Here is a 20,728-nt window from a genome sequence, read left to right as displayed (position 1 = left end):
GCCGGGCTGGGGTGGGTAGGGCTGGGGTGGGCTGTGCCGGGATGGCGGTGGCGGGGTGGGCGGGGCGGGGGGTGGGCTGTGCCGGGGTAGCAACCGGGCGGGCAGTGCCAGGCGGCCCCGGCACCGGCGGGCTGGGCCGGGCCGGGCCGCGGCGGACGGTACGTGGTGCCGTCCGGCGGGGCTGCAGGCGTGCGAGAGTCGGGCTGGACCTCGTCGGCCGGGGTGCTCGGTGCGGAGCGGGGCCCTGGTTTGGCGGGATGCTCCTCGCGTAGGAAGGTGCCTCCGCCGAGAGCGCCCGGTGTGAGCCCGGTCCGCGGGGATGCTCCGCGCGCGGGATGGCAGAGGTGCCCGGCCCGCGACCGCGCGGGAACCGGAGATCCGGCCGGCCCTGCGCCCTCGCCCCGGGGTGCGTCCACCGGCGCAGTGGTCCTCCTCGGCGCACTCTGCAGGTGAACGCCGTTCACCCCGCCGGCCAATCAGTGCCCCGCATTCCGTGCCCACTTTGCCCGCTTGGGGGGCGTAGGTAAGGATCTGCACCACCGCCCTCTTCGATCGATCATTTCACCGATGTGGCCGTGTCTTCCGTGTTACCCGCCAATCGGGTGACGGGCCGTAAGCTGAACCACACCTTTCGATACGGCCCACTTCCGGCTTCCGGCGGCGGCTGTCACTCCAGTGGCACGGTGTCTGCGCAGGTGAGCGCGCTGCCGTAAAGTCAAACCTCCCAATCGAGGTAACATTTTCCGGCAGAAGAGTGAACAATAATCGACGCTGTACTACTCGCTGTCCGGGTAAAGAGCCGCGATTCTTGAACATTTTTAGCAATGCTCCGTTCGGCGGTACGAGCATGGCGTTCACTGGGTAGCGTGATGCCAATCCGGCTGGTCTTGGGGGCACTTGACTGCCGGATGACCGACCTGTTGCACGAAGAACGCTGGTTGTCGCGCGTGTTCGACGGTCGCTGGTGCCTAATCGGCGCCGCGGGGGCACCGTCGAAATCGGAACTGTTTCCGGGGTGGCGCGCGGCCGTCACGCTGGAAAGGATCAATGTGTCTCGCGCTCGTTCTTGCGGGTTCGCCTGGTGTGTGGCACGCCGGGCGGAACTGTTGAACGAGTGGCAAAAAGCCGCCGATCGGGGTGGGGGCAAAGCCCGGATCCGGCCGCCGTTTTTCGCGATTTCCCTGGTCGTGGGCCTCGCCTGCGGGTCTTCTCCCCGCGCCCTGATGGCCCCGCGCTGACCTCACCTGTGCTGCTCGAAAGGTTCCCGCAATGCCGCGATACGACGTCTCGGTTCCTGACGCCGACGACGACAGATCCACGCTCGCCGGCCTGTTCCAGGCGCAAGCCGCCCGCACCCCCGCGGAACCGGCGCTGACCGGCGCCGATGGCACGCTGACCTACGAGGCGGTCAACGCGCGGGCGAACCGGCTGGCGCGGCTGCTGATCTCCCGCGGCGCCGGCCCGGAAGGGGTCGTCGCGCTCGTGCTGCCGAGGTCGGCCGACCTCGTGGTCGCGGAGCTGGCCGTGGCCAAGGCCGGGGCCGCCTTCCTGCCCGTCGACCCCGACCAGCCCGCCGAGCGGCTCGCCTTCGTGCTCGCCGACGCCGACCCCGTGCTCGTCGTGGGCCGCGGCACCACCGAACACGCCCTCGACCTCGACGAACCCGGTCTGCTCGACGACCTGCCCGACACCGATCCCACCGACGCCGACCGGGTCCGGCCGCTGCACCTCGACCACCCGGCCTACCTCATCTACACGTCCGGCTCGACCGGTGTCCCGAAGGGCGTGCTCGTCACCCACCGCGGCCTGGCCGGCTTCTTCGCCGCCATGCGCGAGCAGTACGACGTGCGGCCCGGCGACCGGGTCCTCGAGTTCTCCTCGCCGAGCTTCGACGCGTCCATCCTCGAACTCGGCATGGCGCTGCCCCACGGTGCCGCCCTGGTCGTGCCGCCACCCGGCCCGCTGCTGGGCGACCGGCTCGCGGACGTGCTGGCCGAGCACAAGATCACCCACGCGCTCATCCCGCCGGTCGCACTGGCCACGCTGTCGGCAAACCACCCGCTGCCGGACTTCGGCACGGTGATCGTCGGCGGGGACGCCTGCCCGCCCGAACTGGTCCGGACCTGGGCGCCCGGGCGCCGGATGATCAACTCCTACGGCCCGACCGAATTCACCGTCGTCGCGACCTGGAGCGACCCGCTGGTCCCCGGCGGCCCGCCCCCGATCGGCCACCCGCTGCCGGACGCCACCGCCTACGTCCTCGACGACGCCCTGCGCCCCGCCGACACCGGTGAGCTCTACGTCACCGGCCCGGGCCTGGCCCGCGGCTACCTCGACCGGCCGGGACTGACCGCGAGCCGGTTCGTGGCCGACCCCTTCGGCGCGCCCGGCGCGCGGATGTACCGGACCGGTGACGTCGTCCGCCGGACCGCCGGAGGCGAGCTCGAGTTCGTCGGGCGGGCCGACCACCAGGTCAAGATCCGCGGCTTCCGGATCGAACCGGGCGAAATCGAAGCGCTGCTGCTCGGGCGCGAAGACGTCCGCGAGGCGGTCGTCGTCGCCCGCGAGGACCAGCCCGGTGTCAAACGCCTGGTCGCCTACGTCGTCGGGGACGCCGATCCGGCCGACCTGCGCGCTGCCGCGGCCGACCGGCTGCCGCCGTACATGGTGCCGTCCGCCTTCGTCCCGCTGGAGGCGATGCCGCTGACCCACCACGGCAAGCTCGATCGCGACGCGCTGCCCGAACCCGACTGGCAGGCCCAGGTCCGCGCCGCGCACACCGCGCCCCGGACCCCGGCCGAGCGGGCCCTCGCCGAAATCTGGGCCGACGTCCTCGGCGTCCCGGACATCGGCGTCGACGCGGACTTCTTCGAACTGGGCGGCGACTCCATCCTCGGCGCACGGGCGCTCGCCCGGATCCGCGCCCGCTTCGGCGCCGAGCTGTCCCCGCGGGTGGTGTTCGACGCCCGCACCATCGCCAAGCTCGCCGAGTTGCTGCCGGCTTCGTCCGGTGCCCCGGCCGGCCGGATCGAACCCGGGCCCCACGACGCCGTGGTGCCGCTCTCGCCGGTCCAGCGCCGCCTCTGGGTGCTCGACCGGCAGAACCCCGGCAGCACCGAATACAACGCCGGTGTCGCCCTCACCCTTGACGGCCCGCTGGACCACGACGCCCTGCGCGCCGCGCTGGACGCACTGGCCGCGCGGCACGAGTCGCTGCGGACGACGTTCCGCACCGTCGACGGCGAAGGCGTCCAGGTCGTCGCCGACGAGGGCACCATCCCGCTGCGGGAAGCCGACGCCGAAGCAGACCTCGACGCGCAGCTCGCGGCCGAACTGGACCGCCCCTTCGACCTGGCCACCGGACCGCTCACCCGGGCCACGCTGATCCGCCGCGGCCCGGAGGCGCACCTGCTCCTGCTGTGCCAGCACCACATCATCACCGACGGCTGGTCGGTCGGGCTGCTCGTCGACGAGTTCGCCGCGCTCTACGCGGGGGAGAAGCCCGCGCCCCTGGACATCGGCTACCGCGACTACTCCCGCTGGCACCACGACCGGCTGGCCGGGCCGCTGCGCGAGCGCCAGCTGGCCTATTGGCGCACGCAGCTCGCCGGGCTCGAACCCCTCGACCTGCCCACCGACCGGCCCCGCCCGCCCGTCCGCGCCACCGAGGGCGCGATCCGCCGGTACGAGCTGCCCGGCGGGCTCGCCGAAAGCCTCGCCGAACTGGGCCACGACACCGGCGCGACGCTGTTCACCACGCTGACCGCGCTCGTCCAGGTGCTGCTGGCCCGCTACACCGGGCAGGACGACGTCGCCGTCGGCACCGCGGTGTCCGGCCGCGACCACGACCAGCTCGAACGGCTCGCCGGGTTCTTCGTCAACACCCTCGTCCTGCGGTCCGCGGTCGACCGGGGAGAACCGTTCGACGCTTTCCTCGGCCGGGTCAAGGAAACGACGCTGGCGGCCTTCGCCGCCGCCGAAGTGCCCTTCGACCAGGTCGTCGACGACCTGCGGCCGGCCCGTGACCCGAGCCGGACCCCGCTGGTGCAGGTGCTGCTGGTGCTGCAGCAGGACCTGGTCCGGCCCCGGGAGGCGGGCGCCCTCCGCCTGGGCGAGCACGATCTGCCCCGCCCCCGGGCCCGGTTCGACCTCGTGCTGGAGTTCCAGTCGCAGGGCCGCCGCTTCGCGATCGAGTACGACACCGCGCTCTTCGACGCCACGACGATCGACCGCTTCGCCGGGCACCTGCGGGTACTGGCCGAAGCGGTGGTCGCCGAGCCGCACCGGCCGGTGGCCGAGCTGCCCCTGATGGACGGCGCCGAGCTGACCCACCTGGCCGAGCTCTCCCGTGGACCGGCGCTCGCAGCACCGGAAGCCACGCTGCCGCAGCTGTTCGAGGCCCAGGCGGCCCGCACGCCGGACGCGGTCGCGGTCGTCTGCGAGGACCGCTCGCTGACCTACGCCGAGCTCGACGACCAGGCCAACCGGCTGGCCCGGGTCCTGCTCGAGCGGGGCGCCGCGCCCGAGCGGTTCGTCGCCGTCTCCCTGCCGCGTACCGAACGCGTCCTGGTGGCGCTGCTCGGCGTGCTCAAGTCCGGCGCCGCCTACCTCCCGGTCGATCCCGCCTACCCGGCCGACCGCCAGGAACTGATCCTCGACGACGCCGCCCCGGCCCTGCTGCTCACCCCGGACGGCCGGGGCCCCGGGTCCGTCCCCGCCCTCGCCTTCGACGACCCCGCCCTGCTCGAGGGCCGTGCGGGCGAGCCGCTCGCCCGCGCGACCAACCCGGACCACCCCGCGTACGTGATCCACACGTCCGGCTCGACCGGCCGCCCCAAGGGCGTCGTCGTCGCCCACCGCAGCGCCGCGAACCTGATGGCGTGGGCGGGAAACGACTTCCGGGACGTCTTCCGTCCGGGGTCCACAGTGGTCGCTTCGACGTCGCTGAACTTCGACGTCTCGGTGTTCGAGATCTTCGCGCCGCTGATGACCGGCGCCACCGTCGAGATCGTCCGGGACGTCCTCGCGCTCGGCGAAGGCGAGCACACCGGCCGCCCGGTCGGGCTGGTCAGCGGCGTGCCCTCGGCGTTCGCCCAGCTGCTCGCCCAGGGCGCGGTCACGGTGCGGCCGTCCACTGTGGTCCTGGCCGGCGAGGCGCTGACGCTGCACGCGCTGCACGACATCCGGAAAGCATTGCCGGACAGCCGGGTCGCGAACATCTACGGACCCACCGAGTCCACTGTGTACGCCACGGCCTGGTACCACGACACCGACCGCACCCCGCCGATCGGCCGCCCGATCGCCGGCATCCGCGCGTACGTCCTGGACCCCGGGATGCGGCCGGTGCCGGTCGGCGTTCCCGGTGAACTGCACCTCGGCGGCGCCGGGGTGGCCCGCGGCTACCTCGGCCGGCCGGGCCTGACCGCCGGCCGGTTCGTGGCCGACCCCTTCGGCGCGCCGGGCGGCCGGATGTACCGCACCGGCGACGTCGTGCGCTGGACCACCCGCGGCGAGCTGGAATACCTCGGCCGCGCCGACGACCAGGTCAAGATCCGCGGCTTCCGGATCGAGCCCGGCGAGGTGGAGGCCGCGCTGCGGAAGCACCCGGACGTGACCGAGGCGGTGGTCGTCGCGCGCACCGACGCCGGGCACCAGCGGCTGGTCGCCTACGTCGTGCCCGAGGCGCCCGCGGACCTGCGGGAATTCCTCGGCGCCTCGCTGCCCGCGCACCTGGTGCCCTCGGCGTTCGTGCCCCTGGACCGGCTGCCGCTCAACCCCAGCGGCAAGCTCGACCGCCGCGCCCTGCCCGCCCCGGACTTCACCGGCGCCACCACCCGCGTCGCGCCGCGCACCGACACCGAACGGCGGCTCGCGGAGATCTGGGCCGACGCGCTCGGGCTGCCCGAGGTCGGCGTGGAGGACAACTTCTTCGAGCTCGGCGGCGACTCCATCCTCGGCATCCGGCTCGTGTCCGAGGCGGCCAAGGCCGGCCTGCGGATCACCACCAAGGACGTCTTCCGGCACCAGACGATCGCCGCGCTCGCCGCGGCGGCCGGGGTGGCCGCGCCCGCCGCCGAGCGGCAAGCGGCGACCGGCGAGGTGGTCGTCACCCCGATCCAGCACTGGTTCCTCGACACCGATCCGGCCGACCCGGACCACTTCGCCCAGCAGCTGAGCGTCCGGCTCGCCGAAGACGTCGAAGAAGACCGCCTGCGCCGCGCGGTGAACACGGTCGCCGCCCACCACGACGCCTTCCGGTTGCGCTTCCGCAAGACGGCGGACGGCTGGACGCAGGACCACGCCGAGCCGGGCGAGGTCGACGTCTTCGGCGCGGAGATCGACATCGAGCACGGCCCGCTGGTGCGCGCGGAACTCGACGGCACGATCCTGCGCCTGGCCGTGCACCACCTCGTCGTCGACGGCGTCTCGTGGCGGATCCTCCTGGAGGATGTCGACCACGCCTACCACGGCCGCGAGCTGAGCGCCCGCTCGACGTCCTTCCAGGAGTGGGCGAACCGGCTCGCCCGGCACGACTTCGACGGCGACCTCCCGTACTGGCAAGCGGTCGACGGCGCCCAGATCCCCTTGGACACCGACGGCGCCGGCACGGTGGCGAGCACCCGCACGGTCACCACCCGCCTGGACGCCGAACTGACCCGGGCGCTGCTGCAGGACGTCCCGGGCGTCTACCGGACCCAGGTCAACGACGTGCTCCTGGCCGCCCTCGGCGGAGCGCTGCGCCGCTGGACCGGCTCCGAGCGCGTGCTCGTCGACCTCGAAGGCCACGGCCGCGAGGACCTGTTCGACGACGTCGACCTGTCCCGCACGGTCGGCTGGTTCACGTCGATGTTCCCGGTCGCGCTCGGCGTCCCCGACACCGGCGTCGCGACCCTGCTCAAGTCCGTCAAGGAGCAGCTGCGGGCGATCCCGGCCCGTGGCCTGTCCTACGGCGTGCTGCGCCACCACGCCGGGACCGCCCCCGCGGTGACGCCCCGGCTCAGCTTCAACTACCTCGGGCGCTTCGAGGTCGAGGGCGAGCTCTACCGGGGGCTCGAGCGGGAACTCGAACTCGCGCAGCACCCCGCGGACCGCCGCCCGCACGCCGTGGACGTCGTCGCCCGGGTCACCGGCGGCTGCCTGGAGATCACCTGGTTCTACTCCGGGCAGCTCCACGAGGAAGCCACGATCCGCGCGGTCGCCGACGACCTCGTCCACGGGCTGGCCGGGATCGCCGCGCACTGCGCCGGACCCGGCGCCGGCGGCCGCACGCCGTCCGACTTCCCCCTCGCCGCCCTCGACCAAGCCACCGTGGACCGGCTGGCCGGCGACGGCCGGGACGTCGAGGACATCTACCCGCTCACCCCGGCCCAGGCCGGCATGCTGTTCCACCGGCTCACCGGCGGTGGACGGCACGCCTACCTGCAGCAGGTGACGTTCGTGATGAGCGACGTCCCCGACCCGGCGGCCCTCGCCCGCGCCTGGCAGCGGGTGGTGGACCGGACCCCGGTCCTGCGCACCCGGGTGGTCTGGGACGGCCTCGACGAGCCCGTGCAGGTGGTCCACCGGCAGGTCACCCTGCCGATCGAGCACCAGGACTGGACGACCGGACCGGCGGACCTCGACGCCGTGCTGGCCGCCGACCGGGACGCCGGCCTGGACCTGGGCGAGCTCCCGCTGATGCGGCTGCTGCTCGCCCGCGTCTCGGCGACCGAGGTCCGGGTGGTCTGGACGTTCCACCACCTGCTGCTCGACGGCTGGAGCCTCTTCCAGGTGCTCTCGGACGTCGCGGCGGCGCACGCCGGCCGCCCGCTGCCGACCCGCCGCCCGTTCCGCGACCACCTCCGGTGGCTGTCCGAACAGGACGAACAGGCGGCGGAAACCTACTGGCGGGCCCGGCTTTCCGGGCGCCCCGAGCCGGCCCGGCTGCGCACCGACCGCGCTCCCGGCGGGCACCCGGTCGAATCGACGGCCGCGTTGCGGACCGAGCTGCCCGCCGCGCCGCTGCGCACCGCCGCGCACCGCATGGGCCTGACCCTCAACACGCTCGTCCAGGGCGCCTGGGCGGTGCTGCTGGCCCGCCACACCGGACGGCCGGAGGTCTGCTTCGGCACCACGGTCGCCGGGCGGCCCGCCGAACTGCCGGGGGCCGACGAGATCACCGGCATGTTCATCACCACGCTGCCGGTCGTCGCCGACGTCGACGAGCGGGCGGCGGCCGCGGACTGGCTGCGCGACCTCCAGGACGCCCAGGCCGAGGCCCGGCGGTTCGACCACCTTTCCCTGGCCCGCCTGCAGAACTGGGGCGGGGAGTTCGACAGCCTCCTCGTGTTCGAGAACTACCCGGTCACCGCGGGGCTGGGGCTGCGCGGCCTGCGGGGTGTGGAGACGACCAACTACCCGCTCAGCGTCGTCGCCTACCCCGGTGAGGAACGCCTGGAGTTCCTGTTCGGCTACGACCCCGGGCTGTTCGACGCCGAGACGATCGCCGGGTTCGCCGGGCACCTGCGGACCCTGCTGTCGGAGCTCGCGACCCGGCCGCACGAACCGCTCGCCCGGCTGCGCATGCTCACCGGGACCGAGCAGCGCGAAGTCCTCGGCACCGGGACCGGCGCCGCGCAGGACCACCCGGAGACCACCGTGCCGGCGCTGTTCGCCGAGCAGGTCCGCCGCACTCCCCACGCGGTCGCCGTCACCGGCGCGGAAACCCTGACCTACGCCGAATTGGACGCCCGGGCGAACCGGCTGGCGCACCGCCTGCTCGCCCTCGGGGCGCGGCGGGACGAGCTGGTGGGGTTGCTGCTCGGCCGCTCCGCCGACGTCGTCGTCGCCGAACTGGCGGTGCTCAAGGCCGGCGGCGCGTACCTGCCGCTGGACGCCCGCGCGCCCCGCAGCCGGCTGACGACGCTGCTCGACGGCGTCCGCGTGGTGGTGACCGACGACGACGGCCGGGCACTCGCCCACGACGTCCACAATGGACCGGTGGTGGCGATCGGCGAGGCAGGCGACGAGCCCGCCGAGGCGCCCGATGTCCCGCTGCAGCCGGAAAACTTGGCCTACGTGATGTACACCTCGGGCTCGACGGGAACGCCCAAGGGCGTGGCCGTCAGCCACCGGGCCGTCGTCGGACTGGCCCGGGACCGGTCCTTCGCGGACGAGGCGCACCGGACCGTGCTCATGCACTCCGCGCTGGCCTTCGACGCGTCGACGTACGAGCTGTGGGTGCCGTTGCTCAGCGGTGGCCGCGTGGTCGTCGCGCCTCCGGGGGACATCGACGCCGACGTGCTGCGCGGGCTGATCACCACGCACGGGGTGACCGCGGTGTTCATCACCGCGGGGCTGTTCCGCGTGCTGGCCCAGGAGGATCCGGGCTGCCTGCGCGGCGTCCGCGAGGTGTGGACCGGCGGTGAAGTGGTGCGTCCCGCCGCGGTGCACCAGGTCGCGGAAGCCTGCCCGGGCCTCACCGTGGTGGACGTCTACGGGCCCACCGAAACCACGACCTTCGCCACCCGGTTCCCGCTGCCGCCGGGCGAGCCGGTGCCCGACGTGCTGCCGATCGGGCGGCCGATGGACGGCACCGCGACCTACGTCCTCGACCACGGGCTGCGGCCGGTGCCGCCGGGCGCGGTCGGTGAGCTGTACCTGGCCGGCACCGGGCTGGCCCGCGGTTACCTGCGGCACCCGGGACTGACGGCCGAACGGTTCCTGCCCGACCCCTTCGGCACGCCGGGGGAGCGGATGTACCGCACCGGCGACCTGGTCCGGTGGGCGCCTGCCCCGCTTTCCGGGGGTCCGGGTGGCGGAGCCCCCGGCCCGGGGCGAAGCCCCGGTTGTCACAGCGTGCTGGAGTTCGTCGGCCGGGCCGACGACCAGGTCAAGATCCGCGGCTTCCGGGTCGAGCTCGGCGAAATCGAGACGGCGCTGACCGCCCATCCCGACGTGACCGAAGCCGTCGTCGTGGCGGCCGAGACCGGCGGGTCGAAGCGGCTCGTTGCCTACGTCGTCGCGAGCGGGACGCCGGACCTGCGCGAGTTCCTGCTGCGCTCGCTGCCGGACTACCTGGTCCCGGCGGTGTTCGTACCGCTGGAAGCGCTGCCGCTCAACGAAAACGGGAAGGTCGACCGCCGGGCGCTCCCGGCCCCCGACTTCGTCTCCGGGCTGGGCTACCGCGCGCCGGCGACGGAGGCCGAACGGCTGCTGGCCGGCATCTGGGCCGAGGTGCTGCGGGTGGACCGGGTCGGCGCCGACGACAACTTCTTCGAGCTCGGCGGCGACTCGATCCTGTCCATCCAGGTGGTCTCCCGGGCCCGCCGGGCCGGGCTGAACCTGATGCCCGGCCAGGTCTTCGACCACCCGACGGTCGCTGCACTCGCCCTCGCCGCCGCTCCGGCCGCCCCCGCCGCGGCCGTCGCCGACGCCGGACCGGTGACCGGCGAGGTGCCGCTGACGCCGGTGCAGCACTGGTACCTCGACCCGCGGCCGGTGCACCCGGAGCAGTTCGTCCAGTCCGTCTCGGTGGAAGTGCCGGACCCCGCGGCGCTGCCTCGCGCGCTGCGCGAACTCCACCTGCACCACGACGCCCTGCGGCTGCGCTTCACCGACGGCGGCCAGCACCACGCGGCCGAAGCCCCGGACGTCCTCGGTGCCACCATCGACCTCGAGCACGGGCCGCTGCTGAGCGCCGAGCTGTCCGGCACGACGCTGACGCTCGCCGCCCACCACCTGGTGGTCGACGGCGTGTCGTGGCGGATCCTCCTGGAGGACCTGGAAACCCTCCTCGCCGGCGGTGCGCTCCCGGCCAAGACGACCTCCTTCCGCGACTGGGCCCGCACGCTGGCCCGCCACACGGCCGAGGGCTTCTTCGACGACGAACTCGCCCACTGGGCGGCGATCGACGCCGACCCGGCCCTGCCGGTCGACGCGGCGGGCGAAAACACCTACGGCTCGGCCCGCTCGGTCGTCGTGCGGCTGCCGGCGGAGGCGACCCAGGCGGTGCTGCACGACGTGCCGGGGGCGTACCGGACGCAGGTCAACGACGTCCTGCTGACCGCGCTCGGCCGCGTGCTGGGCGACTGGACCGGCCGCGACCGCGTCCTGGTCGACCTCGAAGGCCACGGGCGGGAAGAGCTGTTCGACGGCGTCGACCTGTCCCGCACGGTCGGCTGGTTCACCTCGATCTTCCCGGTCGAACTGACCTCGTCCGGCGAGGACTGGGGCGAGGCCCTGAAGGCGACGAAGGAGCGGCTGCGCGCGATTCCCCGCCGGGGGATCGGCTACGGCGCGCTGCGCCACCTGGCCGGCACCGCCCCGCGCCTCGAACCCCGCATCAGCTTCAACTACCTGGGCCGGTTCGACCACGGCGGCGGGCTGGGCGGCGCGGCGCACCCCGAGCAGAGCCGCGCGCACCAGCTCGACGTCATCGGCGCGGTCGTCGGTGATGAGCTGGAACTGACCTGGCACTACTCGGAAGGCGTGCACACCGAGGCCACCGTGCGCCGGCTCGCCGTCGCCCTCCTCGACGCGCTGACCGGGATCGTCGGGCACTGCGCCCGGCCGGACGCCGGCGGCCGCACGCCGTCCGACTTCCCGCTCGCCCGGCTCGACCAGGCCGCGGTGGACCGCCTCGCCGGCACCGGCCGGACGGTCGAGGACATCTACCCGCTCACCCCGATGCAGTCAGGCATGGTCTTCCACAGCCTCGTCGACGGCGCGGCCGGGACCTACCTCAACCAGGTGCGGCTGCGGCTGACCGGCATCGCCGACCCCGAGCGGCTGGCCCGGGCGTGGCAGCAGGTCGTCGCGGACACGCCCGTGCTGCGCACCCGCGTCGTCTGGGAGGGCCTCGACGAGCCGGTGCAGGTCGTCGAGCGGTCCGTCACGCTCCCGGTCGTCCACCTCGACTGGACGGCACTGGACGACGACGAGCGGGCGCGCGAGCAGGAGCGGTTCCTCGAAGCGGACCGGGCCGAAGGGTTCGACCTGACGGCCGCCCCGCTGCTGCGGCTGGCCTTCGCCCGGCTGCCCGGCGGCGACGTGCTGCTGGTGTGGACGTTCCACCACGTGCTGCTCGACGGCTGGAGCGCGGCGCAGGTGTTCGGCGAGGTGTGCGCCCGGTACGCGGGGGCCGCCGTCCCCGGCCGGCGCCCGGCGTTCCGCGAGTACCTGCGCTGGCTCGGCGAGCAGGACACCACGGCCGCCGAAATCCACTGGCGCGAGCAGCTCGCGGGCCTGCGGACGCCGACGCCGCTGCCGTACGACCGCCGTCCGGTGGAAGCGCACCGCGCGCGGTCCGCCGCGTCGGTCCGGGTGTCGGCGCCCGCCGACGGGCTGCGGGAGCTGGCGCGGCGCGCCGGCCTGACGCTCAACACGATCGTCCAAGGCGCCTGGGGACTCGTGCTTTCCCGCTACAGTGGGGAATCCGGCGTCGTCTTCGGCACCACCGTCTCGGGACGGCCCGCCGACCTGCCGGGCGTCGAGGCGATGGCCGGGTTGTTCATCAACACCCTGCCCGCGCCGGTGACCGTCCACGACGGACTCACCGTCGCCGGGTGGCTGCGGGACCTGCAGGCGGCCCAGGCGCGCTCGCGCCGGTTCGACTTCGTGTCCCTGGCCCAGCTGCAGACCTGGGCGGGCGGCAGCACGCTGTTCGACAGCATCCTGGTCTTCGAGAACTACCCGTTCGACACCGACGCCGTCGCCGCGTACGGGATCGGCCTGCACGAGGACGGCGAACTGCAGCCGACCAACTACCCGCTCAGCGTCGTCGTCACCCCGGGGGAGCGCCTGGACGTGTCGTTCGACCACGACCCGGACCTGTTCGACCGGGCCACCGTCGACCGGCTGGCCGGGCAGCTGCTGCTGGCCTTGGACCGCATCGCCGCGAGCCCGGAGAAGCGGGTCGGCGAGCTCGACCTGCTCACCGCCGACGACCGCGAGCGCGTCCTGCGGACGTTCAACGACACGGCCCACCCGGTGCCCGAGGCCACCGTCGTGAGCCGGTTCGCCGACCAGGTCCGCCGGACGCCGGACGCCCCGGCGGTCGACGGCCTGACCTACGCGGAGCTCGACGCCCGCGCCGGCCGGCTCGCCGCCCGGCTGATCGAACTCGGCGTCGGAGCCGAGGACCGGGTCGGGCTGCTGCTGGAGCGGTCACCCGACCTCGTCGTCGCCGAGCTCGCGGTGCTCAAGGCCGGGGCCGCCTACGTGCCGGTGGACCTGCGCGCGCCGGTGGGCCGGATGCGCCTGGTCCTGGCCGAGGCGGGCGTTTCCGTGGTCGTCGCCGAACAGTCCTATCAGGACGTCCACGATGGACCGTTCGTGTACGCGGCCGAGATCGGCGCCGGCACGGCCAGTGCGCCGGAGGTGCCGGTGCGGCCGGGAAACCTGGCGTACGTCATGTACACGTCCGGGTCGACCGGCCAGCCCAAGGGGGTCGCGGTGACCCACCGCGACATCGTGGCCCTGGCTTCGGACCGGTCCTTCGCGGGCGAAGCGCACCGGACCGTCCTGCTGCACTCGCCGCAGGCGTTCGACGCCTCCACCTACGAGGTGTGGGTGCCGCTGCTCAACGGCGGCCGGGTGGTCGTCGCCCCGCCCGGGGACGTCGACGCCGAGGTGCTGCGGAGCCTCGTCACCGAGCAGGGAGTCAGTGCGCTGTGGCTGACGGCCGGGCTGTTCCGCCTGCTGGCGCAGGAGGACCCCGGGTGCCTGCGGGGTGTCGGCGAGGTGTGGACCGGAGGGGACGTCGTGCCCGCCGCCGCGGTCCGCCAGGTGCGGGACGCCTGCCCGGGGCTGACCGTCGTCGACGGCTACGGCCCCACCGAGACGACCACCTTCGCGAGCCGGTTCTTCGTGGCCCCCGAAGACGCCGTGCCGGACGCGATGCCGATCGGGCGGCCGCTGGACAACATGGCCGCCTACGTCCTGGACGAGGGGCTGCGGCCGGTCCCGCCGGGCGTGACCGGCGAGCTGTTCATCGCCGGTGCCGGGGTCTCCCGCGGCTACCTCGGCCGAGCCGGACTCACCGCCGAGCGCTTTGTCGCCAACCCCTTCAGGACGCCGGGGGAGCGGATGTACCGGACCGGGGACGTCGTCCGCTGGACCGGCGACGGGGTACTCGAGTTCGTCGGCCGTGCCGACGACCAGGTGAAGATCCGCGGCTTCCGGATCGAGCTGGGCGAGATCGAGACGGCACTGAGCGCCCACCCGGACGTCACCGAAGCGGTCGTCGTCGCCCGGGACCGGCGGCTCGTCGCCTACGTCGTCACGGCCGGCAAGCCGGACCTGCGGGCGTGGCTGCAGCGGGACCTGCCCGACTACATGGTCCCGTCGGCCTTCGTGACGCTCGACGCGCTTCCCCTGAGCGCCAACGGGAAGGTCGACCGCCAGGCGCTCCCGGAACCCGCCGCGGAGCCGGTGGCCGGGTACGTGCCGCCGCGCACGGAGACCGAACGCGTGCTCGCCGAAGTCTGGGCCGACGTGCTCGGCGTGCCCGGTGTCGGCGTCGAGGACAACTTCTTCGAGCTCGGCGGGGACTCGATCCTGTCCATCCAGGTCGTCTCGCGGGCCCGGCGGCACGGCCTCGCGCTCACCCCGCGGGACCTGTTCGCCCACCAGACGGTGGCCGCGCTGGCCGTCGCGGCGGGCTCGGCCGCGGTCACCGTGGCCGAGCAGGGGCCGGTGACGGGCTTCGCCGCGCTGACCCCGATCCAGCACTGGTTCTTCGCCGGGGACTTCGGCGATCCGAACGGGTTCACCCAGTCGGTCCGGATCGAGCGGGCCGAACCCTTCGACGTCGGGACGCTGCGCGCGGCGCTGGCCACCCTGACCGGGCACCACGACGCCCTGCGCATGCGGTTCACCGGCGGCGGCCAGGAGAACGCCCCGGCCGAACCGGCCGAGATCCTCGGCGCGGACATCGACGTGACCCGCGGACCGCTGCTCACCGCCGAACTGCTCGAGCCGTCGGTCCTGCGGCTGACGGTCAACCACCTCGTCGTCGACGGCGTTTCCTGGCGGATCCTCCTGGAAGACCTGGAAACCGCCTACCGCGGCGGTCCGCTGCCGCCGAAGACGACGTCGTTCCGCGACTGGGCCAACCGGCTCGCCGCGCACGCCGAGGCCGGTGGCTTCGACGACGAACTGCCCTACTGGCGCGAAGCTCTGGCCGTCGATGCGACTCTGCCGGTCGAGAACTCCGCCGAGACGGGCACCGGCACGGTCACCACGCGCCTGGACGCCGAGCTGACGCGCGCCCTGCTGCAGGACGTCCCGGGCGTCTACCGGACGCAGGTCAACGACGTGCTGCTGGCCGCGCTGGGCCGGGTGCTGGCCCGCTGGACCGGCCGCGACGGCGTGCTGATCGACCTCGAGGGCCACGGCCGCGAAGACCTGTTCGACGACGTCGACCTCTCCCGCACGGTCGGCTGGTTCACCTCGCTCTACCCGGTCGCCCTGCGCATCGACGACGAGTGGGGCACCCTGCTCAAGTCGGTGAAGGAGCAGCTGCGCGCGGTGCCCCGCCGCGGGGTGGGCTTCGGCGCGCTGCGGTACCTGACCGGGACCGCGCCCGCGCTCGAGCCCGAGATCAGCTTCAACTACCTGGGCCGCCTCGACGGCGCGGCGGGCAGCCTCGACTCGTCGGTCGGTGAAGGCGCGGGCCGGGCGCACCTGCTCGACGTCGTCGGCCGGGTGGACCGGGACACGCTCGAACTGACCTGGTACTACTCGCGCGACACGCACACCGCCGCCACGGTGGAGAAGCTGGCCGCGGACCTGGTGGCCGCGCTGGGCGAAGCGGTCGCGCACTGCGCCGAGCCCGGCGCGGGCGGCCGCACCCCGAGCGACTTCCCCTTGTCTACATTGGACCAGCGGCAGGTGGACCGGATCGCCGGCGACGGCCGCGGCGTGGCCGACATCCACCCGCTCACGCCGATGCAGGCCGGCATGGTGTTCCACGGGCTTTCCCAGGAATCCCAAGGGGTCTACTTCGAACAGGTCACCGCCGTCCTCGACGGCGTGGCCGAGCCGCGGTTCCTGGCCGCAGCCTGGCAGCACGTCGTCGACCGGACCCCGGTCCTGCGCGGCAGCGTCGTCTGGGAAGACGTCCCCGAGCCGCTCCTGGTCGTCCACCGCGAAGCCCGGGTCCCGGTGACCGAGCTGGACTGGCGCGACCGCGACCGGGAGGAAGCCCTGCGCGAGCTGCTCGCCCAGGACCGCGCCCGGCCGTTCGACCTGACGGCCGCCCCGCTGCTGCGGGTCACCTTGGCCCGGCTGCCGGACGACGCCGTCCAGCTCGTCTGGACCTTCCACCACGTCCTGCTGGACGGCTGGAGCGTCTTCCAGGTGCTGTCCGACGTCTGCACCGCCTACGCGGCCCTGCGCGACGGCACTGCGCCCGTGCTGCCGCACCGCCGTCCGTTCGGGGACTACGTCACCTGGCTGAGCGGCCAGACCGCCGAGGGCGCCGAGGAGTACTGGCGCGGCGAACTCGCCGGCATCAGCGAGCCGACGCCGTTGCCGTATGACCGGGTCCCCGCGTTCGCGCACGAATCGAGCTCGTCGACCTGGGTCGGCCGTGACCTCGACGAGGCCGCGACCGGCCGGCTGGCGGCGTTCGCCCGGCGCGAGCGGCTCACCGTCAACGCCGTCGTGCAGGGCGCCTGGGCGCTGCTGCTGGCCCGGCACAGCGGCGAGGACGACGTCTGCTTCGGCGCCACCGTGTCCGGGCGCCCGGCCGGGCTGGCCGGCGTCGACGACATCACCGGCATCTTCATCAACACCCTGCCGGTGCGGGTCACCGCCGATCCGGCGGCCCCGGTCGCCGCCTGGCTGCGCGGCCTGCAGACCACCCAGGCCGAGTCACGCCGGTTCGAGCACGTGCCGCTGACCGCGGTGCAGGCCTGGAGCGGCGTCGAGGGCGGCCGGAACCTGTTCGACAGCCTCGTGGTGTTCGAGAACTACCCGGTCACCGCCGATGACGTGGACGGCGCTGTCGCGCACGGCGTGCGGCTGCGCGAGCTGCAGGCGATGGAGACGACCAACTACCCGCTCAGCGTCGTGGCCGCACCCGGCCCGCGCCTGTCGCTCGGCCTCGGCTACGACCCGGCGCTGTTCGACGAGGCGACCGTCCAACGGCTCGCCGGGCGGCTCGAACACCTCCTGGCCGCGATCGCCGAAGACCCGGCCCGGCCACTGCGGGAACTCGACGTCCTCGGCGCCGACGAACGCGACCAGGTCCTCGTGGCCTTCAACGACACCGGCCACGACGTCCCGCCGGTCACGCTCACCGAGCTGATCGAGGCCCAGGCGGCGCGCACGCCCGACGCCGTCGCCGTCGTCTCGCGCGAAGAACGGCTCACCTTCGCCGAACTCGACACGCGTGCCGACCGGCTGGCGAGGCAGCTGGCCGCGCGCGGGGCCGGGCCGGAGCGGATCGTCGCGCTCGCCCTGCCGCGTTCGGTCGAGATCGTCGTGGCGCAGCTGGCCGTGCTGAAGACGGGCGCCGCCTACCTGCCGGTCGACCCGGACTACCCGGCCGAGCGGATCGCGTTCATGCTCGAGGACGCGAAACCGGTCGTCGTGGTGACCAAGCCGGGGACCCCGCTGCCGTCCGGCGACGTGCTCGTCCTCGACGGTGCGGAGGCCTACGGCCCGGCCACCCCGCTGGGCCGGTCCGTGCCGCTGAGCGCACCGGCGTACGTCATCTACACCTCCGGCTCCACCGGCACGCCCAAGGGCGTCGTCGTCACCCACGCCGGCCTGGCGAGCTTCTCCGCCGCCGAGATCGCCCACTTCGACGTCCGCCCCGGCGATCGCGTGCTGCAGTTCTCCTCGCCGAGCTTCGACGCTTCGGTGCTGGAACTGTGCATGGCGCTGCCCGCGGGCGCGGCGCTGGTCGTGCCGCCGCCCGGACCGCTGCTCGGCGAGCACCTGGCCGCCGTGCTGCGCGACGAGCGGGTCACCCACGCGCTGATCCCGCCGGTGGCCATGGCGAGCGTCCCCGACACCGAGCTGCCCGCGTTCCGCACCCTGGTGGTCGGCGGCGAGGCCTGCCCGGCCGACCTGGTGGCCCGCTGGGCACCGGGCCGGCGGATGATCAACGCCTACGGGCCCACCGAAACCACGGTGGTGGCGACCTGGAGCGATCCGCTCGAACCGGGGGCCACCCCGCCGATCGGGCGGCCGATCCGCAACACCCGCGTCCGCGTCCTCGACGCCGCGCTGCGGCCGGTGCCGGTCGGCGTCGCGGGGGAGCTGCACGTCTCCGGTGCCGGGCTCGCCCGCGGGTACCTCGACCGGCCGGGACTGACCGCCACGCGGTTCCTCGCCGATCCGTTCGGGGCGCCGGGGGAGCGGATGTACCGCACCGGCGACCTGGTGCGGTGGCGCGCCGACGGCACCCTCGAATTCCTCGGACGCGCCGACGACCAGGTCAAGATCCGGGGCTTCCGCATCGAGCCCGGCGAGATCGTGGCGGTGCTGCGCAAGCACCCGGGCGTCCGCGACGCCGCCGTCGTCGCGGTCGACCAGCGGCTGATCGCCTACGTCGTGGGCGAAGCGGGCCCGGGACTGCGGGAGCACGTCGCCGCGGCCCTGCCGGCGCACTTCGTGCCCGCCGCGTTCGTCCGGCTCGACGAGCTTCCCCTGACGGCCAACGGAAAGCTGGACCGGCGGGCGCTGCCCGCTCCGGCCGCGCCGGAAGAGAGCACCGGGTACGCGGCTCCGGAAACCGAGACCGAAGAGGTCCTCGCGGCCATCTGGGCCGAGGCGCTCGACCTGGACCGGGTCGGCGTCGAGGACAACTTCTTCGCCCTCGGCGGCGATTCGCTGCGCAGCCTGCGGATCACCTCGATGACGAAGTCCGCCTTCGACGTCGAGATCACCCCCAAGGACGTGCTCACCGCCGGCACCGTGCTGGCGCTGGCGGAGCTCGTCGAAGAACGGGTCCTGCAGGACCTCGAACGGCTCGCCGCCGGTCAAGACCACTGAAAACCCCTTACAGGAAAGGTGAAAACCCCATGCAGGACGACGCCGAATTCCAGGTACTCGTGAACGACGAGGGCCAGTACTCGCTGTGGCCGGTGGCGAACGAGGTACCCGCGGGCTGGCGCGCCGACGGCTTCCGCGGCGGCCGCCAGGAGTGCATGGACCACGTCGACGAGGTGTGGACGGACATGCGTCCCCTGAGCCTGCAGCGGCAGATGGCCGCCGACGCCGAGCCCGCCGCGGCGCGTCGTGAGTGAAAAAGCGGGTTAGAACCCGCTTTTCCCCTCACGACCGGCTGCCCCACCGAACGACGCGGAAGGTCCCCACCTCATGCCCTATCCCACGACGCTCTCCCAGTCCACCCTCGAGGTTCCGGTCCGCGATCCGCGGTCCGGGGCCGACGGGCGGCTGCAGCGGCTGCTCACGGGGCTCGCCCACAAGCACGGCGTCCCGGCCGCCCAGCTCGTCGTCACCGACGGCGGCCGGACGGCGTCGGCCACGGCCGGTGAGATCACCGCCGAGGCGAAGTTCCCGGTCGGCTCCATCACGAAGGCGTTCACCGCGGCGCTGGCGATGCTGTTGGTCGCCGACGGCGACCTCGACCCGGACGATCCGCTGGGCGAACACCTGGACGGCCTCGGTCCCCAGGTCGGCAGACCGACCGTCGGGCAGGTGCTCAGCCACACCGGCGGGCTGCCGGCCGCGCTCGGCGCCGCCGCGGACGGGGCCGGCTCGGCCCGGCGGTACCTGCGGGCCTGCCGCGACGCCGGGCTGGTCCAGCCGCCCGGGCTGGGCTTCTCCTACTCCAACGTCGGGTACGTGCTCACCGGCTACCTGGTCGAGGCCGTCACCGGGATGAGCTGGTGGGAAGCGATGGAGAGCCTGCTGCTCGACGAGTTCGGCATCGACGCCGCGTTCGTCGTGGGGCCGGGCGCGCGGCGCCGGACCGGGGCCCACGTCAGCGGGCACGCCGTGCACGCGGCGAGCGGCCGCGCCCGGCCGGTCGCGCAGACCCTGACCCCGGCCGAGGCCGCCGCCGGGGCGCTCGCGCTGAGCGCCGCGGACCTCGCCGCCTTCGGCCGCATGTTCTGCGGCGGCGACGGCCCGCTGCCGGCGGAGCTGGCCGAGCGCATGCGCCGCCCGGTGCCGGGGGCGGAGCCGTTCGGGCTGGCCGACGGCTGGGGGCTCGGCCTGGCCGGCTACCGGGGCGCCGACGCGGACTGGAGCGGCCACGACGGCACCGCCGACGGCACCTCCTGCCACCTGCGGATCGACGCCTCGCACGGCCGGGTCGTCGCGCTCACCACCAACGGCAGCACCGGTTCGGCGCTGTGGACGGACCTGGTCGCGGCCCTGCGGGCCGACGGCCTCCCGGTCGGCGACTACGAGCTGCCCCGCGACCTGGACCGGGCCGCCCGCCCGGCCGCCGACCTGACCGGCCGCTACACCAACGGCGACCTCGAGTACGAGGTGGACGTCCGCGCGGACGGGGACGCGGTCCTGGTGGTCGACGGCGAGGTCTACCCCGAGCTGGCGCTGCTGCGCGACGGGGCCTTCTCGGTCCGCGAACCCGGCACCGGCCGCCGGATCATCGGCGGCCGCTTCCTGACCGACCCGGCCACCGGCACCGTCAGCGCCATGCAGGCCGGCGGCCGCGTCGCCCGGCGCCGTCGCCGCGCCTCCTGAACCGCTTCTCCCGCGGCCCGTCGTGAGTGGTAAGGCGGGTGGGAACCCGCCTTACCAC

4 protein-coding genes are annotated in these 20,728 nt (G+C 74.0%); all 4 read left to right on the top strand.

Annotated features, from left to right (window positions below; all coding sequences use genetic code 11):
• The first annotated feature begins 908 nt into the window (after positions 1-908).
• The 4 genes from IE317_RS30010 to IE317_RS29995 all read left to right on the top strand — a co-directional run bounded on the left by IE317_RS30010 (position 909) and on the right by IE317_RS29995 (position 20,670).
• A complete protein-coding gene (locus IE317_RS30010; RefSeq protein ID WP_191314714.1) occupies positions 909-1,238 on the top strand; it encodes a hypothetical protein in 330 nt (109 codons plus the stop codon).
• Between the two features lie 31 nt (positions 1,239-1,269).
• Positions 1,270-18,987 (top strand): non-ribosomal peptide synthetase, encoded by a 17,718-nt coding sequence (locus tag IE317_RS30005; RefSeq protein WP_191314713.1) that lies wholly within the window; start codon positions 1,270-1,272, stop codon positions 18,985-18,987.
• Between the two features lie 29 nt (positions 18,988-19,016).
• On the top strand, positions 19,017-19,241 hold the full coding sequence (locus IE317_RS30000) for an MbtH family protein (RefSeq protein ID WP_091309248.1): 225 nt from the start codon (positions 19,017-19,019) through the stop codon (positions 19,239-19,241).
• A 73-nt stretch (positions 19,242-19,314) separates the two neighbouring features.
• Entirely contained in the window at positions 19,315-20,670 is a 1,356-nt protein-coding gene (locus IE317_RS29995) for a serine hydrolase domain-containing protein (RefSeq protein WP_191314712.1), read from the top strand.
• The last annotated feature ends 58 nt before the right edge of the window (positions 20,671-20,728 follow it).

The organism is Amycolatopsis bullii (assembly GCF_014654205.1).
In the GTDB taxonomy this organism is placed as follows: domain Bacteria; phylum Actinomycetota; class Actinomycetes; order Mycobacteriales; family Pseudonocardiaceae; genus Amycolatopsis; species Amycolatopsis plumensis.
This window is presented reverse-complemented; position numbering and strand designations above follow the sequence as displayed.

Bases quoted from the DNA above. Each gene is read 5' to 3' on its own strand.
- IE317_RS30010 (WP_191314714.1), top strand. From the start codon at position 909: ATGACCGACCTGTTGCACGAAGAACGCTGGTTGTCGCGCGTGTTCGAC.
- IE317_RS30000 (WP_091309248.1), top strand. From the start codon at position 19,017: ATGCAGGACGACGCCGAATTCCAGGTACTCGTGAACGACGAGGGCCAG.
- IE317_RS30005 (WP_191314713.1), top strand. From the start codon at position 1,270: ATGCCGCGATACGACGTCTCGGTTCCTGACGCCGACGACGACAGATCC.
- IE317_RS29995 (WP_191314712.1), top strand. From the start codon at position 19,315: ATGCCCTATCCCACGACGCTCTCCCAGTCCACCCTCGAGGTTCCGGTC.